The organism is Streptomyces sp. NPDC093568, assembly GCF_044764945.1.
Classification (GTDB): Bacteria; Actinomycetota; Actinomycetes; order Streptomycetales; family Streptomycetaceae; genus Streptomyces.
In genome coordinates, this window is the sequence record NZ_JBIWJD010000014.1 from 67,492 (window position 1) to 82,923 (window position 15,432).

The 15,432-nt window shown below is 68.0% G+C and carries 15 protein-coding genes; all 15 read left to right on the forward strand.

What is annotated here, in order from left to right; all coding sequences use genetic code 11:
* The first annotated feature begins 618 nt into the window (after positions 1 to 618).
* The 15 genes from ACIRD7_RS37415 to ACIRD7_RS37485 all read left to right on the forward strand — a co-directional run bounded on the left by ACIRD7_RS37415 (position 619) and on the right by ACIRD7_RS37485 (position 15,427).
* Complete coding sequence (locus ACIRD7_RS37415) at positions 619 to 780, forward strand: hypothetical protein (RefSeq protein ID WP_403460359.1); 162 nt, start codon at positions 619 to 621, stop codon at positions 778 to 780.
* Between the two features lie 519 nt (positions 781 to 1,299).
* Positions 1,300 to 1,863 carry a cysteine hydrolase family protein gene (locus tag ACIRD7_RS37420; RefSeq protein ID WP_403460360.1) on the forward strand — a complete coding sequence of 188 codons (564 nt, stop codon included), beginning with the start codon at positions 1,300 to 1,302 and terminating at the stop codon, positions 1,861 to 1,863.
* Positions 1,864 to 2,329: 466 nt separating this feature from the next.
* The gene (locus tag ACIRD7_RS37425; RefSeq protein ID WP_403460361.1) at positions 2,330 to 2,791 is read left to right on the forward strand and encodes a hypothetical protein; all 462 of its coding nucleotides are present in this window, start codon (positions 2,330 to 2,332) and stop codon (positions 2,789 to 2,791) included.
* 723 nt (positions 2,792 to 3,514) lie between these two features.
* The gene (locus ACIRD7_RS37430; RefSeq protein WP_403460491.1) at positions 3,515 to 4,042 is read left to right on the forward strand and encodes a methyltransferase; all 528 of its coding nucleotides are present in this window, start codon (positions 3,515 to 3,517) and stop codon (positions 4,040 to 4,042) included.
* 269 nt (positions 4,043 to 4,311) lie between these two features.
* Positions 4,312 to 5,517, forward strand: coding sequence for a beta-1,3-glucanase family protein (locus ACIRD7_RS37435; protein WP_403460362.1), 1,206 nt, complete (start codon positions 4,312 to 4,314; stop codon positions 5,515 to 5,517).
* Between the two features lie 104 nt (positions 5,518 to 5,621).
* The gene (locus ACIRD7_RS37440; RefSeq protein ID WP_403460363.1) at positions 5,622 to 6,038 is read left to right on the forward strand and encodes a cysteine/serine endopeptidase inhibitor; all 417 of its coding nucleotides are present in this window, start codon (positions 5,622 to 5,624) and stop codon (positions 6,036 to 6,038) included.
* A 61-nt stretch (positions 6,039 to 6,099) separates the two neighbouring features.
* Positions 6,100 to 6,834 (forward strand): chitinase, encoded by a 735-nt coding sequence (locus ACIRD7_RS37445; protein WP_403460364.1) that lies wholly within the window; start codon positions 6,100 to 6,102, stop codon positions 6,832 to 6,834.
* Positions 6,835 to 6,982: 148 nt separating this feature from the next.
* Positions 6,983 to 8,008: a trypsin-like serine peptidase gene (locus tag ACIRD7_RS37450; protein WP_403460366.1), complete on the forward strand. Its 1,026-nt coding sequence runs from the start codon at positions 6,983 to 6,985 to the stop codon at positions 8,006 to 8,008.
* A 249-nt stretch (positions 8,009 to 8,257) separates the two neighbouring features.
* Entirely contained in the window at positions 8,258 to 9,742 is a 1,485-nt protein-coding gene (locus ACIRD7_RS37455; RefSeq protein WP_403460367.1) for a sulfatase, read from the forward strand.
* 160 nt (positions 9,743 to 9,902) lie between these two features.
* On the forward strand, positions 9,903 to 11,390 hold the full coding sequence (locus tag ACIRD7_RS37460; protein ID WP_403460368.1) for a sensor histidine kinase: 1,488 nt from the start codon (positions 9,903 to 9,905) through the stop codon (positions 11,388 to 11,390).
* 163 nt (positions 11,391 to 11,553) lie between these two features.
* Positions 11,554 to 12,429 carry a helix-turn-helix domain-containing protein gene (locus tag ACIRD7_RS37465; protein ID WP_403460369.1) on the forward strand — a complete coding sequence of 292 codons (876 nt, stop codon included), beginning with the start codon at positions 11,554 to 11,556 and terminating at the stop codon, positions 12,427 to 12,429.
* Between the two features lie 192 nt (positions 12,430 to 12,621).
* Positions 12,622 to 12,867 (forward strand): winged helix-turn-helix transcriptional regulator, encoded by a 246-nt coding sequence (locus ACIRD7_RS37470; RefSeq protein WP_403460493.1) that lies wholly within the window; start codon positions 12,622 to 12,624, stop codon positions 12,865 to 12,867.
* Positions 12,758 to 13,456, forward strand: a complete 699-nt coding sequence (locus tag ACIRD7_RS37475) for a response regulator transcription factor (protein ID WP_403460371.1) — start codon at positions 12,758 to 12,760, stop codon at positions 13,454 to 13,456. The genes ACIRD7_RS37470 and ACIRD7_RS37475 overlap by 110 nt, the downstream gene beginning before the upstream one ends.
* An 86-nt stretch (positions 13,457 to 13,542) precedes the next feature.
* Complete coding sequence (locus ACIRD7_RS37480; RefSeq protein ID WP_403460373.1) at positions 13,543 to 14,796, forward strand: ROK family protein; 1,254 nt, start codon at positions 13,543 to 13,545, stop codon at positions 14,794 to 14,796.
* 133 nt (positions 14,797 to 14,929) lie between these two features.
* On the forward strand, positions 14,930 to 15,427 hold the full coding sequence (locus tag ACIRD7_RS37485; RefSeq protein ID WP_403460374.1) for a CAP domain-containing protein: 498 nt from the start codon (positions 14,930 to 14,932) through the stop codon (positions 15,425 to 15,427).
* Positions 15,428 to 15,432: the final 5 nt, after the last annotated feature.

Genomic DNA, 15,432 nt, shown 5'->3' on the forward strand with positions numbered 1-15,432 from the left:
GTGGCCGGAGCGCGGCACCTCCATGCCGTACTCCGGCCACAGACGCGCGACGGCCGGCGGGGAACACCCGGTTCCACAGGGACACTTCCCGGCCACCGATGAATTGACGCACTCAACGTGCGCACTGACCCGGGGGACCGTACATGCGCGCCACCCGCACGACGATGAAGCTGTACGCCCTGGCAGCGGCCGTCGCGGCGGCCCTGACCACCACGGCCTGCGAGCCGAGCGAGCGCGGGGGAAAGTCCGACGGCAAGACGAGCCCGTCCACGAGCGCCCCGAGCAAGCCGGACGCCGATTCCGGTGGCGCGAACACCGGTGCTTCGGGCGGCGAGAGCAAACCGACCCCGGCACGACTGGTATGCCCGATCCGGAGAAGACGGGCAGCTCCAACACCGGCGGTTGGGGCGGCGAGGGCGGCAGTTACGAGTGTGCGGACCGGCAGGCCCCGCCCCAGGGCTCGGTCTGCGACAACGGCGGTCAGGGTCCCTACGGGGTGATCGAGTCCGTCGACTTCGGCGGCGAGGCCCCCAACACGACGATCGGGCTCGTCCTCGGCCAGTACGAGTGCGGCGACGAGGGCCCCGTCTTCAGCCGGCCAGCGCGACCGGGGCCGCGATGGACGTACTTCTCGACGACAGCCACCTCAAGGTGGTCGTGGGCGACACGCTCGCCAGCGATCTGGACACCAAGACACCGGACGCCGACACGTTCGTCAAGCAGCTTGCCAAGATGCAGGACAAGGGCGAGCTCGGTGGCCTCAAGTCCCCCGAGTTCTAATTCCGGATCGACGGCGAGCCAGACGTGAACACGATGCCGGACGCTGAGTCCCACATCATCTACCTATACCAGATCATCGACGGCGACTGAGCTTGATCTGGAGGGTTGCTCGCTTTGCGGGCGAATACCGCAACTGTCCAATACCGACACTCCAGCAGTGGTCCCGCCAGAGCACCGAGGCGGTCTTCTGCGCGGTCAGCGCTGCTGTTGAGTCCTGGAAGGCGGCGCATAACTCCAACAAAGCCGCCGAGGCTCTGTCCTGGATCGAGCAGCAGCGTCTGCACGGCGATCTCACCCCCGGGATTCCGCTGCATGGCTTCGTAACTGACAGGCGACACCCCTTACCACTGAGTTCGGACAGCACTTGATGATCACAGGGCGAGAAAATGTCGATGAGAACTGACACCGGTTGTAGGCGTGCGGCGGCGCGACGCCGCGAGGATCTGGCGAAACCTCCACCGCAACTCGGTTGATCCACCAGACTTGCTCCTGTTTCCCAACGGAGAAGGGATGGCAAGCGTGGCGAACAGCGCACTTCTGGTGATGGACGTCCAACGGGACGTCGTGGCCATCGCCGATGACGGTTCCGGATATCTGCCGCGCTTGCGCAGGGCGATCGAGGGTGCCCGGGCTGCGGGTATCACCGTGATCTACGTGGTGCTCGGGTTACGGCCGGGCGATCCAGAAGTCAGCCCCCGCAACAAGGTGATGACAAACGCTGTGCGGGCCGGCTTGTTCACCGAGGGTGCGCCTGGCACCGAGATTCATGACGACGTCGCGCCCCAGCAGGGCGATGTCGTGGTCACCAAGAGGCGGGGGAGCGCGTTCTCGGGCAGCGACCTCGAGTTGGTACTCAGGGCTCGCGATATCGACAGCCTTGTTCTCACCGGCATCGCCACCAGCGCTGTAGTGCTGTCCACCCTGTGGCACGCCATCGACCTGGACTTCGGCCTCACCGTCCTGGCGGATGCCTGCCTCGACACCGACCCCGAGGTGCACCGGATGCTCACCGAAAGGTTGTTCCCGCAGTGGGCAGATGTCCTCGCGGTCGAGGACTGGGTCAAAACCATCGCACCGCAATAGCGGAATGCCGCCCAGACTCTCGCGACTGGGGCAAGCTGGAAGCGCTCCGATAGGCCGGGGGACGTCAGCCAGCGGCGTTGTGCGCTGCTGCCCGGGCCTGGGTGAGGGCCAGGCGGTGGGATTCGGTGCCGGTCTCTCGTATGCGGCCTCGAGCACGCGATGTAGCAGCGGTCGGAGGCGATGGGAATCCTGCGGGCCGTGAAGGGGTGCTGCCCAGCCGCCCGACCGGACGGCGAGGTTGGGCGTGGAAGACGGGGCTCGCCGAGGACGAGCAACTGATGTCTTCGAAGGCGTGCACGGCAGACGTGGACTGAGGCTGGAAAGCGTCGTAATTCCCCACCGTCGTGACTGAGAGGGGTCCCCGAAGGGGGCCTTGTCGGCTGGCGAAGTCGGTGCGCGATCACTCAGCTCGGTTGCGTGGCATCCTTGTCAGACCTGACGGACGGAATGAGAGGTGAGTCGTGCGTTGATCCGCGTCGCGCGAGGAGCCACCGGCTTCTGGGGGCATGGTGATGACCCGTTGTCGCAGGTGGACGTCGTAGCCTTCAAGACTGCCTGCCACATCGTGGCCCGGTCGATTCGTGCGACGGTCGGCGAAGTGACTCCGGCCGGCGTCACGCCGAGTTTCCACACGGTTCTGATCACCGGCCCAGGCGTCCGGTCGACCGTTTTGTGCCACGAGGTAGTCCCGGTTGTTGCCTTTGCGGCGAGTCCTCCGCAGGCTGGTGCGCCTCTGGCGGACTTCACATCCCCACCGGCGTGGGCGGACGCATTTGAGTTGGGCGGGTTCCAGCTGCTGGAAGTTGAAGAACTGAGCATGCCGTTGGCCGCAGCTGACACCAGCGAGCTCGCCGAAGCAGAACTGGAACAGGTGCGCTACTGGCGTCCCAGTACGGTTGGCGAGCTGATGTTCAACTGGTGGGACTGATCCGGGTCATTTGATCGAGGGTTTGTCGGTGAGGTTCTTGGGTCGCTTGTTCGGACGGCTGGGGCCGTTCCTGATCACCAGGTGGCTGGCGTTGATCAGCCGGTCCAGAAGGGACTCGGCGACGACGGGGTTGGGGAAGAAGGGTCCACCAGTCGCTGGGCGCCCGGTTGCTGGTGATGATCACAGACCTTCCCTGCCGCTCGCTGACCAGCTCGTAGTGGTCGTCAGCCTGGGGTCGCGTTGAGCTGGTGCCTTGCGAGGTCGTCGAGGATGCTGACATCGGGGCGGACTAGTTCGCGGAGCGGTTTCTTCCAGGTGCGGTCCGCGTGACCCGCCGGCGAGGTCTGCAAGGACACGGCTGGTCTTGGCGAAGCGGACGTGGGCGCCCTGGCGGATGGCGAGATGGCCGAGGTGCCGGGGCGGGCGTGGTGGGCGAGGCGCGAGGGTCAGTGCTGTGCGGTGGGGCGCACGATGAGTTCGTTGACGCCCACGCTCGGGGGTTGGGCGACGGCCAGCGCGATGGCTTCGGCGATCGCCGCGGCAGGGATGGCGAGTTGCTCGATGGCGGCGTGGGCAGCTGCCCGGGCGTTGGGTGCGCCTCCCTGGTGGTTCAGTTCGCTGTGACAGCCCGGCTCGGTCCGTGACCTGGCGCTGTTCTGGATGGAGACCCACTACGCGCCCTTCGGTGCAATGGCCGGTGTCACCAAGAGCCTGCGAGCCGGGATGTTCGATGACTATTCGCTGCCGGAAGGAGGTGTCGTCGCCGACGTCGGAGGAGCTGACGGGGCCATGATCTGTCAGTTCCTGGCCGGTGAGCCGGACCGGCGGGGCATCGTCTTCGACCGGCCCGAAGTGGTGCCCGCGGCGCGGAAGGTGCTGGCCGAACACGGGCTCGCGGACAGGGTGGACGTCGCCGGCGGGGACTTCTTCGAGTCCGTGCCCGAGGCGGACGTGTACGTGCTTTCCTACATCCTCCACGACTGGGACGACGGGTCCTGTCTGCGGATCCTGCGGACGGTCAAGGCGGCGGCCGCTCGTGGCGCGCGGATCGTGCTCGTCGAGTCCGTGATCCCGCCAGGCGACGGCCCGCACCCCGCCAAGTTCGTCGATCTGACCATGCTGGCCATGCTGACCGGACGGGAGCGCACCGCAGAGGAGTACGAGGCGCTGCTCGACGCGGCCGGATTCACCCTGGACCGCATAGTCGCCACCCCCACGCCGTTCTCGTTCATCGAGGCGACCCTGCGCTGAATCCCGCTCCACCCTTTCCACGCGCATTTCCCTCGGCTGTGCCTGCCCGCCGCTTTCGTCGAAAGTGTCGGGCAGGCACAGCCCTTGCGTCATTCATGGTCGCCGCAAGAACTGTCCGGGCAATATCCGTCCGCGCAACAACTGTCCGTCTCGCAGCAACTTTTGACGACCGCCCCGCGTCGCCGCTGGCTAGGTTTGACCGCGTTCACGCAAGCAGTGTTCGAGAAAGGAAACGGACATGCCCCGTGGTAAAGGAAGGGAATTCCCGCATGGTGTCGCTTGATTCACCGGTGTTCTCCCGCCGAAGGGCGCTCACCTCGCTGGCCGGTGCCGCCGTGGCCGGCGCCGCGCTCGCCGCGGGCACGCGTCCGGCCCTCGCCGCGGACGAGGACGGCCCGGCTTTCGTGGAGGGGCGCGCCGGCGGCCTGCCTCTGGTCATCCACAACAACAGTGGTGAGTTCGCCAACCGCAACGTCCACCTGTACATAGTCGGCAGCCGGGGCGACCGTCAGGTCCGGGTCACGCCCCGCGGCACGGTCGAGCCGGTCAAGGTCTCCGACAACAAGGACAACGGCTTCACCGACTACGCCATCCCGCTCGACACCCGCGGCACCACGCGTATCCGGCTGCCGCTCATGTCCGGCCGGATCTATGTCTCCCTGGGCGGCAAGCTCAAGCTGAAGGTCGTCCGGGACGGGGCCGGGCGGCCCGCGCTCCAGCACCCGGCGGGGTGGGTGGAGTCTGACCCCAACTTCCCCGTGCTGCACGACTTCGTGGAGTTCACGCACAACGCGTCCGGCATGTTCTGCAACACCACCACGGTCGACATGTTCAGCGTGCCGCTGATGATCCGGCTGTCCGGGAACCGGGACCAGACCACCGGCAGAATGCGGCAAGGCGGCCGGGCCCGGATCTTCCGGGCCATGGAGAACACCCCCGGCTTCGGCAGGCTGGTCGTCGGCGAACGGCGGGTCATCGCGCCGAGTCACGGACTCGACGCGGGCCGGTTCGGCAAGCACTACTTCGACCCGTACATCGACAGGGTCTGGCAGGCCTACCGGCGGCAGCCGCTCCATGTCCGCACTACCGCGGGCGCGTTCACCGGCCGGGTCGACAACGGCAGGCTCGTCTTCCACGGCCCCGCGACCGTCTCCATCGCCAAGCCCTCCACCCGTGACGTGCTGTTCTGCGACGGCGCGCTCGCCGCCCCCAACGACGGGGTCCTCGGTCCCGTCGCCGCGATCGTGGGCGCCGCGTTCAACCGCTCCACGCTGCTCAGCCATCCCAAGCAGCCCACCACCCGCGCGACGACCTTCTACAAGCCGGAGCTCACCAACCACTACGCGCGGGCCGTCCACGCCCAGATGGGCAACGGCAAGGCGTACGGCTTCGCCTTTGACGACGTCGCCGACTGGGCGCCCTACATCGAGGACCGCCAGCCGAAGACCATGCACCTGACGCTGACCCCGTTCTGACGGGCCGGTACGGCCGCTCTCCTCTTCCGATCTCTTCCGATCTCTTCGGATCTCTTCCGATCGGGTCCGACCTCTTTCGATCCTCCGACGAAAGGCGATCTGTCATGCCTGTTTCCCGTCGTACGCAGTCGGTTTTCGCCGTCACCCTGGCGGCGGCCGTTCTCGGAGTCGCCCAGGCGTCGCCCGCCTCCGCCGTCCCCATCGGCAAGGTCCGCCAGGGCAAGGCGACCTACTACAACGACGCCGGCACCGGGGCCTGCGGAAAGCCGCTCGACGCCTCGAACCAGATGCTCGTGGCGGTCTCACCGAAGTGGTGGAAGGCCGCCAACCCCAACAACGACCCGCTCTGCAAGGTCAAGGTCCGGCTGACCTTCCGCGGCAAGACCATCACGGTCCCGGTCAGGGACAAGTGCATGGAATGCGGGCCGAAGCACATCGACCTCAGCCAGCCGGCTTTCGCGAAGCTGGCCAATCCCGCCAAGGGCGTTATTCACAACGTCAAGTGGAAGTTCGTCCGCTGACCCACCGATTCATTCCGTCGGTGACCAACCCATTGAATCGAGAGTTTCCACCATGCCGAAGATGCGTACCGCTCATGCCCTTCTGACCGCCGTGCTACTGGCGACGACCGGGGCCGGCCTCACCGCGGCGACCGCTTCCGCCGCGCCCGCCGAAGCTGCCGCGCCCGCCGCCCGAGGTGACTTCGTCGTCAGCAAGGCGGAGTACAACAAGATGTTCCCCCGTCACAAGCCCTTCTACAACTACGAAGCCCTGGTCAAGGCGATGAAGAAGTACCCGGCCTTCGCGGACAAGGGCAACGCCAAGACCAAGAAGCGTGAGGCGGCCGCCTTCCTCGCCAACGTCCACCACGAGACCGGCGGCGGGCGCTACATCGTCGAGCAGAACCAGGCCAACTGGCCGTCGTACTGCGACACCACGCAGCCGTACGGCTGCCCTGCGGGGCAGTCCGCGTACCACGGTCGCGGGCCGATCCAGCTCAGCTGGAACTTCAACTACAAGGCCGCCGGTGACGCGCTCGGCATCGACCTGCTCCACAAGCCGGGGCTGGTCCAGAAGAACCCCGTCGTGGCGTGGAAGACGGGACTGTGGTTCTGGATGACCCAGTCCGGCGCGGGCGCCATGACCCCGCACGACGCCATGGTCAAGGGCAAGGGCTTCGGCCAGACGATCCGGAGCATCAACGGCGCCATCGAGTGCAACGGCGGCAACCCGGCCCAGGTGCGGAGCCGCGTGGACACGTACAAGAAGTTCACCAAGATCCTCGACGTCAAGCCGGGCAGGAACCTCAGCTGCTGACCCGCTGACCCGCTGACCCGCTGACCCGCTGACCCGCTGACCCGCTGAGCCCTTGACCCCGTGCCGGACGCCCGTGAACTCCCGGGCGTCCGGCATCCCAACGCCACACCCATGCCGTAGCCCCCCAACCCTCTTCGGAGCCGAATCCATGAGTCGTACCGCGCTGCTGGTCAGCGCCCTCAGCCTCGCCGCCCTGGGCGCCACCGTCGGGCCGGCGCAGGCGGGGCCCGCACCCGCCGACAGCGAGACCCGCGCCACCGCCTTCTCCGACCGGGAGCAGGACACCGCCCTCGAGTTCTGGACCGAGGCCCGGCTCAACGCCGCCAAGGAGATGGCCGCGCCCGCCGCCGCCCTGGAGCCACCGGCCGCCACGTCGTCCCTCACCGATGACGCCGGTCCGGGGCTGTCCGTCCCGCCGGTGGTCTTCCCGGACGCGAGGACCACCGCGTCCGCCGCCGACGAGACGCCGGTGTCCACGCTCGCTTCCAAGCCGAAGGCCTGGAAGCGGGGCGGGCTGATCAGCAGGACCGCGGGCAAGGTGTTCTTCGAGAACGCCGCCGGTGACCTGTTCGCCTGCTCGGCCACCGTCGCCAACAGCCGGAACAAGTCGGTCGTCCTCACCGCCGGGCACTGTGTGGTGGACGCCCGAACCGGCGAGGTCTTCCGAAAGTGGATCTTCATCCCGGGCTACCACAAGGGCGAGCGCCCGCACGGCACCTTCACCGCGAAGAAGCTCTTCCACCTGAAGTCGTACGTGTCCAGCCAGGGCAACGCCAACTGGGATGTCGCCTTCGCCACCCTGCGGGCACGCGACGGCCGCCCGCTGGCCAAGATCGTGGGCGGTGCGCAGGGCATCAAGTTCAATGGCCCGAACGGGCGTTACGTCCATTCCTTCGGCTACGGCGGTTCGCGCGCCGAGGGCAACGGCGAGCGGCTGAACCACTGCCAGGGCAAGGAACACCGCGACCTCGGGCGCCCCGGCTCCACCATGTGGGGCATCGACTGCGTACAGACCGGCGGATCCAGCGGCGGAGCCTTCCTCGCCGAGTTCAAGGCCGACAAGGGTGTCGGTGTATTGGTCGGCAACATCGCCGTCGGTACGGACGTCAGTGAGTACCATCCACGTCTCGGCGACCGCGCCCGCAAGCTCTACAAGGCCGCGAGCAGAGCCTGATCCCTTCCGATTCCCGGCCCGGGGGTGGCGGTCCCCTCCCTTCCCCCACCTCTGGGCTTCAGGGAACACCGGGCGCCGTCACGGGTTTTCGTGCCGGCGCCCGGTGTTCTGCTTTGCGTGCCGGACTAATTGGCCGCAGAGCCGGAATGGAGCCCGGAAAAAATCCCGGAATATATCCCTCGGCACTTATGGGTGTTGACCGGCGCTGAATTCGGCTGCCACGCTTTAGATATGATTCATACTCGTCAAATGCTGGCCCTGACAGTCGGCGGAGTGGCAATGGCCCTGGCGGCCCTGAGTGGAATGGGCGGGACAACGAACAATCCCGCCGTCGCCACACAGCCGGTCGCGGCCGCAGCGGAAAAGCCGAACATTGTCTATGTCCTCACCGACGACATGTCCTCCAACCTCCTGCCGTACATGCCGGAGGTCCGGAAACTCCAGTCGCAGGGCATGACGTTCAGCGACTTCGTGGTCAGCAACTCGCTCTGCTGCCCGTCCCGCGCGTCCATCTTCACCGGCCGGTACCCGCACAACACCGGAGTCCTCAGCAACGAGGGCCCGAACGGCGGATTCGATGCCTTCCACCGCGGCGGGGAGGAGCGGGACACCTTCGCCACGGCACTTCAGGCCAAGGGCTACCGCACCGCCATGATGGGCAAATACCTGAACGGGTACAGCCCCACCGACACCGTCGCGGGCCAGAAGCCGTACGTGCCGCCGGGCTGGAACCAGTGGGACGTCGTCGGCGGCGGCTACGAGGGCTACAACTACAAGCTCGCCCAGAACCACAGGATCGAGTCCCACGGCGACAAGCCCAAGGACTATCTGACCGACGTGCTGAGCAAGAAGGGCACGGCGTTCGTCAGGAAGTCCGCAGCGGCGAACAAGCCGTTCCTGCTGGAGATCGCGCTCTTCACGCCGCACGGCCCCTCCACGCCGGCGCCCCGCCACGAGAACGCCTTCCCCGGCCTTGAAGCCCCGCGCAGCCCCGCGTTCGACAGGCTGCCGACCGATGCCCCGCCGTGGCTGGCCCGGCAGGACCGGCTGACCCAGCGCGAGAAGAACACAATCGACCGGAAGTTCCGCAAGCGCGTCCAGGCGCTCCAGTCGGTCGACGAGATGATCGGGAACCTGCGCAACGCCCTCACCAGGGCCGGCGTCGCCGACAACACCTACATCGTCTTCGGCTCCGACAACGGCTTCCACCTGGGCGAGTACCGCCTCAAGGCGGGCAAGCAGACCGCATTCGACACCGACGTCCGGGTTCCGCTGGTGATCGCCGGACCCGGTGTCGCGGCCGGCCGGACGAGCGACGCCCAGGTGTCGAACATCGACCTCGCGCCCACCTTCCAGCGGATCGGCGGCGCCCCGGTGTCGTCCCGAGTGGACGGGCACAGTCTGCTTCCGCTCCTGGACGGCGGCTCCGACGCCAACTGGCGCACGACCAACCTCATCGAGCACCGCCACGCCGACAGGGCGCCGGGAGACCCCGACAACGACGGCGGGGAGAGCATCAGCCCGCCGAACTACCACGCCCTGCGCACCAACTCCTACACCTACGTCGAGTACGGCAGCGGAGCGAGGGAGTTCTACGACCTCCGCACCGACCCCTACCAGCTGCACAACACCGTGGGGCAGCTCAGCCGGGCCCGGCTGGAGAACCTGCACGACGCCCTGACCCGACTCAAGAACTGTCGCGGCGACGGCTGTTGGAGCGCCGGGAACCCGTAGATCCTTTTCCCGCGGAAGCCCCGCCGCGTAATGTTGGCGGGGCCGTCCGCGCGCGCACTGGACGGGCCGGGTCGTCGGAGTGCGGGTGGCGAGAGCTGATGGTCGACGGAGGATTCATCCTGCGTACGGATGCCAGTGAGCAGACGACCGGTGGCGGCCGGTGAAGCTCTCCACTCGGCTCGCGCTCACCGTGGGCGGCGGCGTACCCGTGCTGATCGTGGCCTGCGGATGGCTGCTGCTCAGTCTGATCACCGATGACCTTCACCGCCAGCAGGACGCCCAACTGCAGGCCCGTGCCACCGTCGTGGCCAAGAACACCAAGAACTATCTGGACGCGGCCGGGACCGGCCAGCCGGTGATCGAGGAGGCTCGCCGGCAGCGGCTCATCAAGTCCGCCAGCGGCATGGGCGTTGCGGTCACCGGACCGACGGGCACGCTGCGAGCCGGTCCCCAACTCCCGCCTGCGCAGCTGCCGTACAGCGCCCCGAAACCGCTGCGGGTGACCGTCCAAAGCCGGGACTGGCTGATCCTGTCGTTGCCCGTCGCGATCGACCGGAAGCACGACCGGCCCAACCTCTGGCTGTTCTCACCGGACACCGTCGAGGAGGAGCTGGCGCTGGTGCGCCGACGGGTGTACGCCGGGGCGGCGCTGGCCCTGCCACTGGCGGGAGCGGCGGCATGGGCCATCGCCAACCGGGCGGTGTTGCCGCTGCGCCGGCTGCAACGCCGTACCAGCGGACTCGACCCGCGCACCAGCTCCGCCCGGCTGGAGCACCGCCCCACCCACATCGCCGAGGTCGACGACCTCGCGCTCACCCTGGAGACCGTGCTCAACCGCTACGACGAGCAGGTGGCACGTACCGGGGAGGCGTTGGCCACGGCCCGGTCGTTCGCGGCGGCGGCATCCCACGAGCTGCGTTCGCCGCTGACGAGCATCCGCGCCAACCTGGACATCCTGGCCGGCCCCTTCGAGCTCGACCCGGCGGAACGGGCGGAGGTGCTGGCCGAGTTGGTGGCCGAGCAGGAGAGGCTGGTCGGCCTGCTCACGATGCTGCGGACCCTGGCGCAGGGCGATCTGGTCGAGGCGGAGGCGTTCGCGCCGCTGGACCTGGGGGAGTTGGTGCACTCCTGCGTCGCCGGACTGCGCCGCGCCCACCCCGGGACCGAGGTGTCCGTGCGAGCGGCGTCGGGACTGATCGCGCACGGCTGGGCGGAGGGGCTCCGCTCGGCGGTGGACAACCTGCTGACCAACGCCCGCGTGCACGGCAGGGTCGGTGAACGTGCCGCCACTATTGCGGTGACCCTGCGGCAGTCCGACCGGCCGGGCGAGCGGATCGCGGTCCTCACCGTGGACGACGACGGCCCCGGAGTCCCGCCCGAACTCCGGGAGACGATCTTCGACCGGTTCTGGCACGGTCCGGACAGCCCCGGCTCCGGGCTGGGCCTCACCCTCGTCGCCCAGCAGGTCGCCCTGCACCAGGGGCAGGTCTCGATCTCGGACCGCCCGGACGGGCAGCGCGGCACACGCTTCGAAGTGCGGCTGCCGCTGACCAGGGTGCCGGAGTTCGAGCACACACTGCCGTTGCTGCGCCGCGACTGGCTGAGCGGTGCGGCGGAGGCGTCCGGAATAAATCCCGCCCGAAGCTGAAATAAATCCCGCCCGAGGCTGATCCCTGCTGGCTCGAATTCCTGTGCCGAATTAATCCCGCCCGGCTTCGATTATTCCCGCTGGGATTCCTTGAGAACGACACTTCCTCCTTGCAATGGTTCCGGAGAGAGCTGCCGGAGCGAGAAGGAGAGGAACGCCGACGTTGAACGGAACCACCACGGTGGCCCACACGAGGTGGCGTGCGCTGCATGTGCGGAAGCGGACCCTGGGCAAGGGCGTGCACACGCTTACGCTGCCGCCGTCGACGGGAATCGGACTGAGTGTGCACGTCAGCGGTATCCTCGCCGTCCACGGGGGCCGCAGGGACACGCGGGAGACGATCCTGCTGCCGGAGGACGTCTGCGTCACCCCCGCGGAGCCGAACCGGCCGCTGGTCGTGTCCCCGAGAGGGAACAGGCCCGCCGTGATCGCGTCCCTCACAATTCCCGAGGCCGCGGTGCGCCGGCTCCTCGGAGAGGAATTCCGGATGGAGGAGCGCCAGTCCCCGCACCCCTGTCCGGCGGTCACCTCCGACCCGGTGCTCGCCGAAATGGTGAAGGCGGTGGTGGCCGCCGGCGAACTCGGTGCCGACGACGTGTACGCGGACTCGGCGGCGCGTTTCATCCTCGCCCACCTTCGTATTCCGTGGTCGCACGCCGCAGCAGCGAAGGAGCCGGGGGGCAGTCTCACCCAGGAGCAACTGGAGACCATCACCTCGTACATGAGGGCCAACTTCGCGCTCCCCATCACGCTGGACGATCTCGCCGCCCTGGTCTCCTTCAGCCGCTTCCACTTCCTGCGCTGCTTCAAGAACGCAACGGGTGCCACGCCCTACCGGTATCTCACCGAGCTGAGGATCGCGTCGGCGCGGACGCATCTGGAGAACGGCACCGAGACCATCGCGGCCATAGGCCAGCGCTGCGGTTTCTCGGGCTCCGAGCACTTCTCCCGGAGCTTCCGCCGGGTCATGGGGTGCACACCGTCGCAGTACCGCGCGATGCGGTCCGAGGCGCACGTGGCCAGGCGGTCTCCGGCGTAGAGTGCCCGTCGCTCCAGAGAGTTCCTCCCCCTGGATACGCTTACCGCGGCAGCGGGACGTGCAGGCGATGAGGGGTGAGGCCATGGCGGGTGAGGGCATGACGAAGGAATCGCGCACCGAGTGGGACCCGTACGCCGGGGGCTCTCGTCCCGCGACGTCCTGCACCGTATCGAAGACAAGTGGACCTTGCTCGTGGTCGGGGAGCTGGCGGAATCCGGCGCCAAGCGCTCCACGGCTCTGCGCAGGAAGCTGGAGGGCGTGAGGGAGAAGATGCTCACGCAGACACTCCGCGGGCTGGAGCGGGACGGTGAGGTGAGAGGAGCGACGCATGGCCGGCAGGGCCGGACGAGTTCTCGTGGCCGACGACGACGTGAGCACGCGGCGCTCGCTGGAGCGCGGACTCCGGCTGGGGGGCTTCGAGGTGACGCTGGCCGGTGACGGCCGTGGCGCGATGGAGTCGATGACCAGACTCCGTCCGGACATCGTGGTCCTCGATGTCTGCATGCCCGACCTGAGCGGCATCGACGTGTGCCGGACACTGCGCGAGAACGGGGACGACGTGCCCGTTCTCATGCTCTCCGGACTGGACGAAGTGGCCGACAGGATCGCCGGGTTGCAGGCCGGCGGCGACGACTACCTGGTCAAGCCCTTCGCGCTGCAGGAACTGACGCTGCGCCTGCACGCCCTCCTGCGGCGCCGCCCTCCTGCCGCGACGGACCGGGTCCGGGTCGGCGGCCTGGTCGTGGAACCGTCCGCCCGCCAGGCATGGCTGGACGGCCGGCTCCTGCACCTGACGCCCCGCGAGTTCCACCTTCTGGAGATGCTGGCCCGCAACGCGGGCCTGGTCCTGACCCGCGACCAGCTGCTCGAACACGTCTGGGGCTACGACGCCCGCGTCCGTACAGACGCAGTGGACACGTTCGTCAGCTATCTGAGGCGCAAGACGGAGACAGACGGGCGTCCCCGCATCCTGCACACCGTGCGCGGTGTCGGATTCGTTCTGCGGGTGGACAACGGCCCGGCCTGAACGGCCACGGTCACAAAGATTCCACAAGAACGGTCCCTACTTTCCTGCTTGCGGCAGGCCGGGTCTGCCGCGAGAAGGGGGTAGAAGTGCCGAACGCGACTCGCAACGCCACAGGGGCACGGGGACAGTACGGGGACCAGATTCTGCGCTTGCTGCGCCAGTTCGGCCCGCTGACGCGGAGCGAGCTGGGGGAGCTGTCCGGACTGTCGCGCACCACGCTGTACGAGGTCGTCAGCAGGCTCGTGGACAGTGGCCAGGTGATCGCCGCGGTGCCGGACAGCACTCCGCGCAGGAGGGGGCGCCCGGCGGAGAAGCTGGTTCTGAACCCGGACGCCGGCCGGGTGCTCGGCATCGACTTCGGGCGGCGGACCGTTCGCGTGGTCGCGATGGCGGGGGACCACGACGACCTGCGGCGGGACCACTTGGAGCGCCATGACCTGGAGTGCCACGGCTTGGGGCACGACGCCATCGCTACCGCGAGTGAAGGGCATTCCCCCACAGCCGGGTGGCCGGACCGTATCGCCATCGCTCGTAGGCTCGCCGGCACCCTGACCGGTGGACGACTGCGACTCGACGCCCTGAACGGGGTGGGAGTCGCGGTGACGGGCCCGGCAACCAGCTCGCCCGCCGCGGTCGACCAGCGGGTTATGGCGGTGATGATGGGCCGCAGCTTCGGCACACGGGTGCGGTTCGACAACGCCGCACGGCTCGCGGCACTGGCCGAGACGGTCTGGGGCGCGGCCCAGGGACAGCGGGACGTGCTCTACCTGGAACTGTCGGACCCTGTCGGTGGGGCGCTGGTGAGCGGTGGCGTGCTGCATCGTGGCGCGCACGGCCGGTCCGGGGGGTTCGGGCACATCACCGCGGAGCCCGGAGGCGCGCAGTGCCCCTGCGGTGGCCAGGGCTGTCTGCAGACCGTCGCGTCGACCACGGCCATGCTGAACGCGTACCGACCCGGGGCGGACTTACCGGACCTGGTGGCCGCGTTGGGTTCCGGAGATCCGGCCGCCCATGCGGTGCTAGGGCGGGCAGGCACCCACGTGGGAAGGGTGCTGGCTGGTCTGGTCAACGCGCTCGAACCCGGCATGGTCGTCGTGGGCGGTGAACTCGTCACCGCCGGTCCGACCCTCATGGAGTCGGTGCGGCGCGAACTGCTCGCGAACGTCGTGCGGTGCGGCTCGCGGCCGTCGTTGCTCGTCCGGCCCGCGGAGTTGGGCGACCACGCCGCCGCCCTCGGGGCCGTGTCACTCATGCGGAAGCCCGGAAGGGCTCCTTCGCATTCCGACGGAAAGGGCTTTGGTGCGACGGTCAGGATGTCGGGCGGCCTGCGCGCGAATTAAAGGCCAGCGGAGCCGGATTAAATTGACCGCATTCCATCTGGAATGGAAAGCTCAAATGAGTCGAATCAGCGGCTCGGTGCGCACCATTTGGGCTGCTCGTCACTCGAAACTCCGACCAGATGGGAACGGAAGAATGCGCATATCCAGGTATCTCGCGACGGTATTGACGGTCACCGCGGCCACCACCGCGTTGTCGGCTACCTCCGCCACCTCCGCATCGGCGGCACCGTCCCCCGAAGCGCTGCGAGCCGGCGTGCTCAAATTGACGAACGCCGAACGGGTCAAGGCCGGTTGCCCCAAGCTGAAGAACAACTCCGCGCTCGCCAAGGCCGCCCAGCGGCACTCCGCCGACATGGCCAGGCACAACTTCGTCGGCCACGACGGCTCCAATGGCAGCACCATGGTGACCAGGGCCAGAGCGGCGGGTTACACCGGCTTCAGTTCCCTCGCGGAGAACGTCGCCGCGGGTCAGAACAGCGCCGCCGCGGTCGTCAAGAGCTGGATGAAGTCCCCGGGGCATCGGGCCAACATCCTCAACTGCTCGCTCAAGCACCTGGGCGTCGGCTATGTGAAGAAGTCCGGCACCACACACGGGACTTACTGGACGCAGGACTTCGGCGCAAAGTTCTGACACGG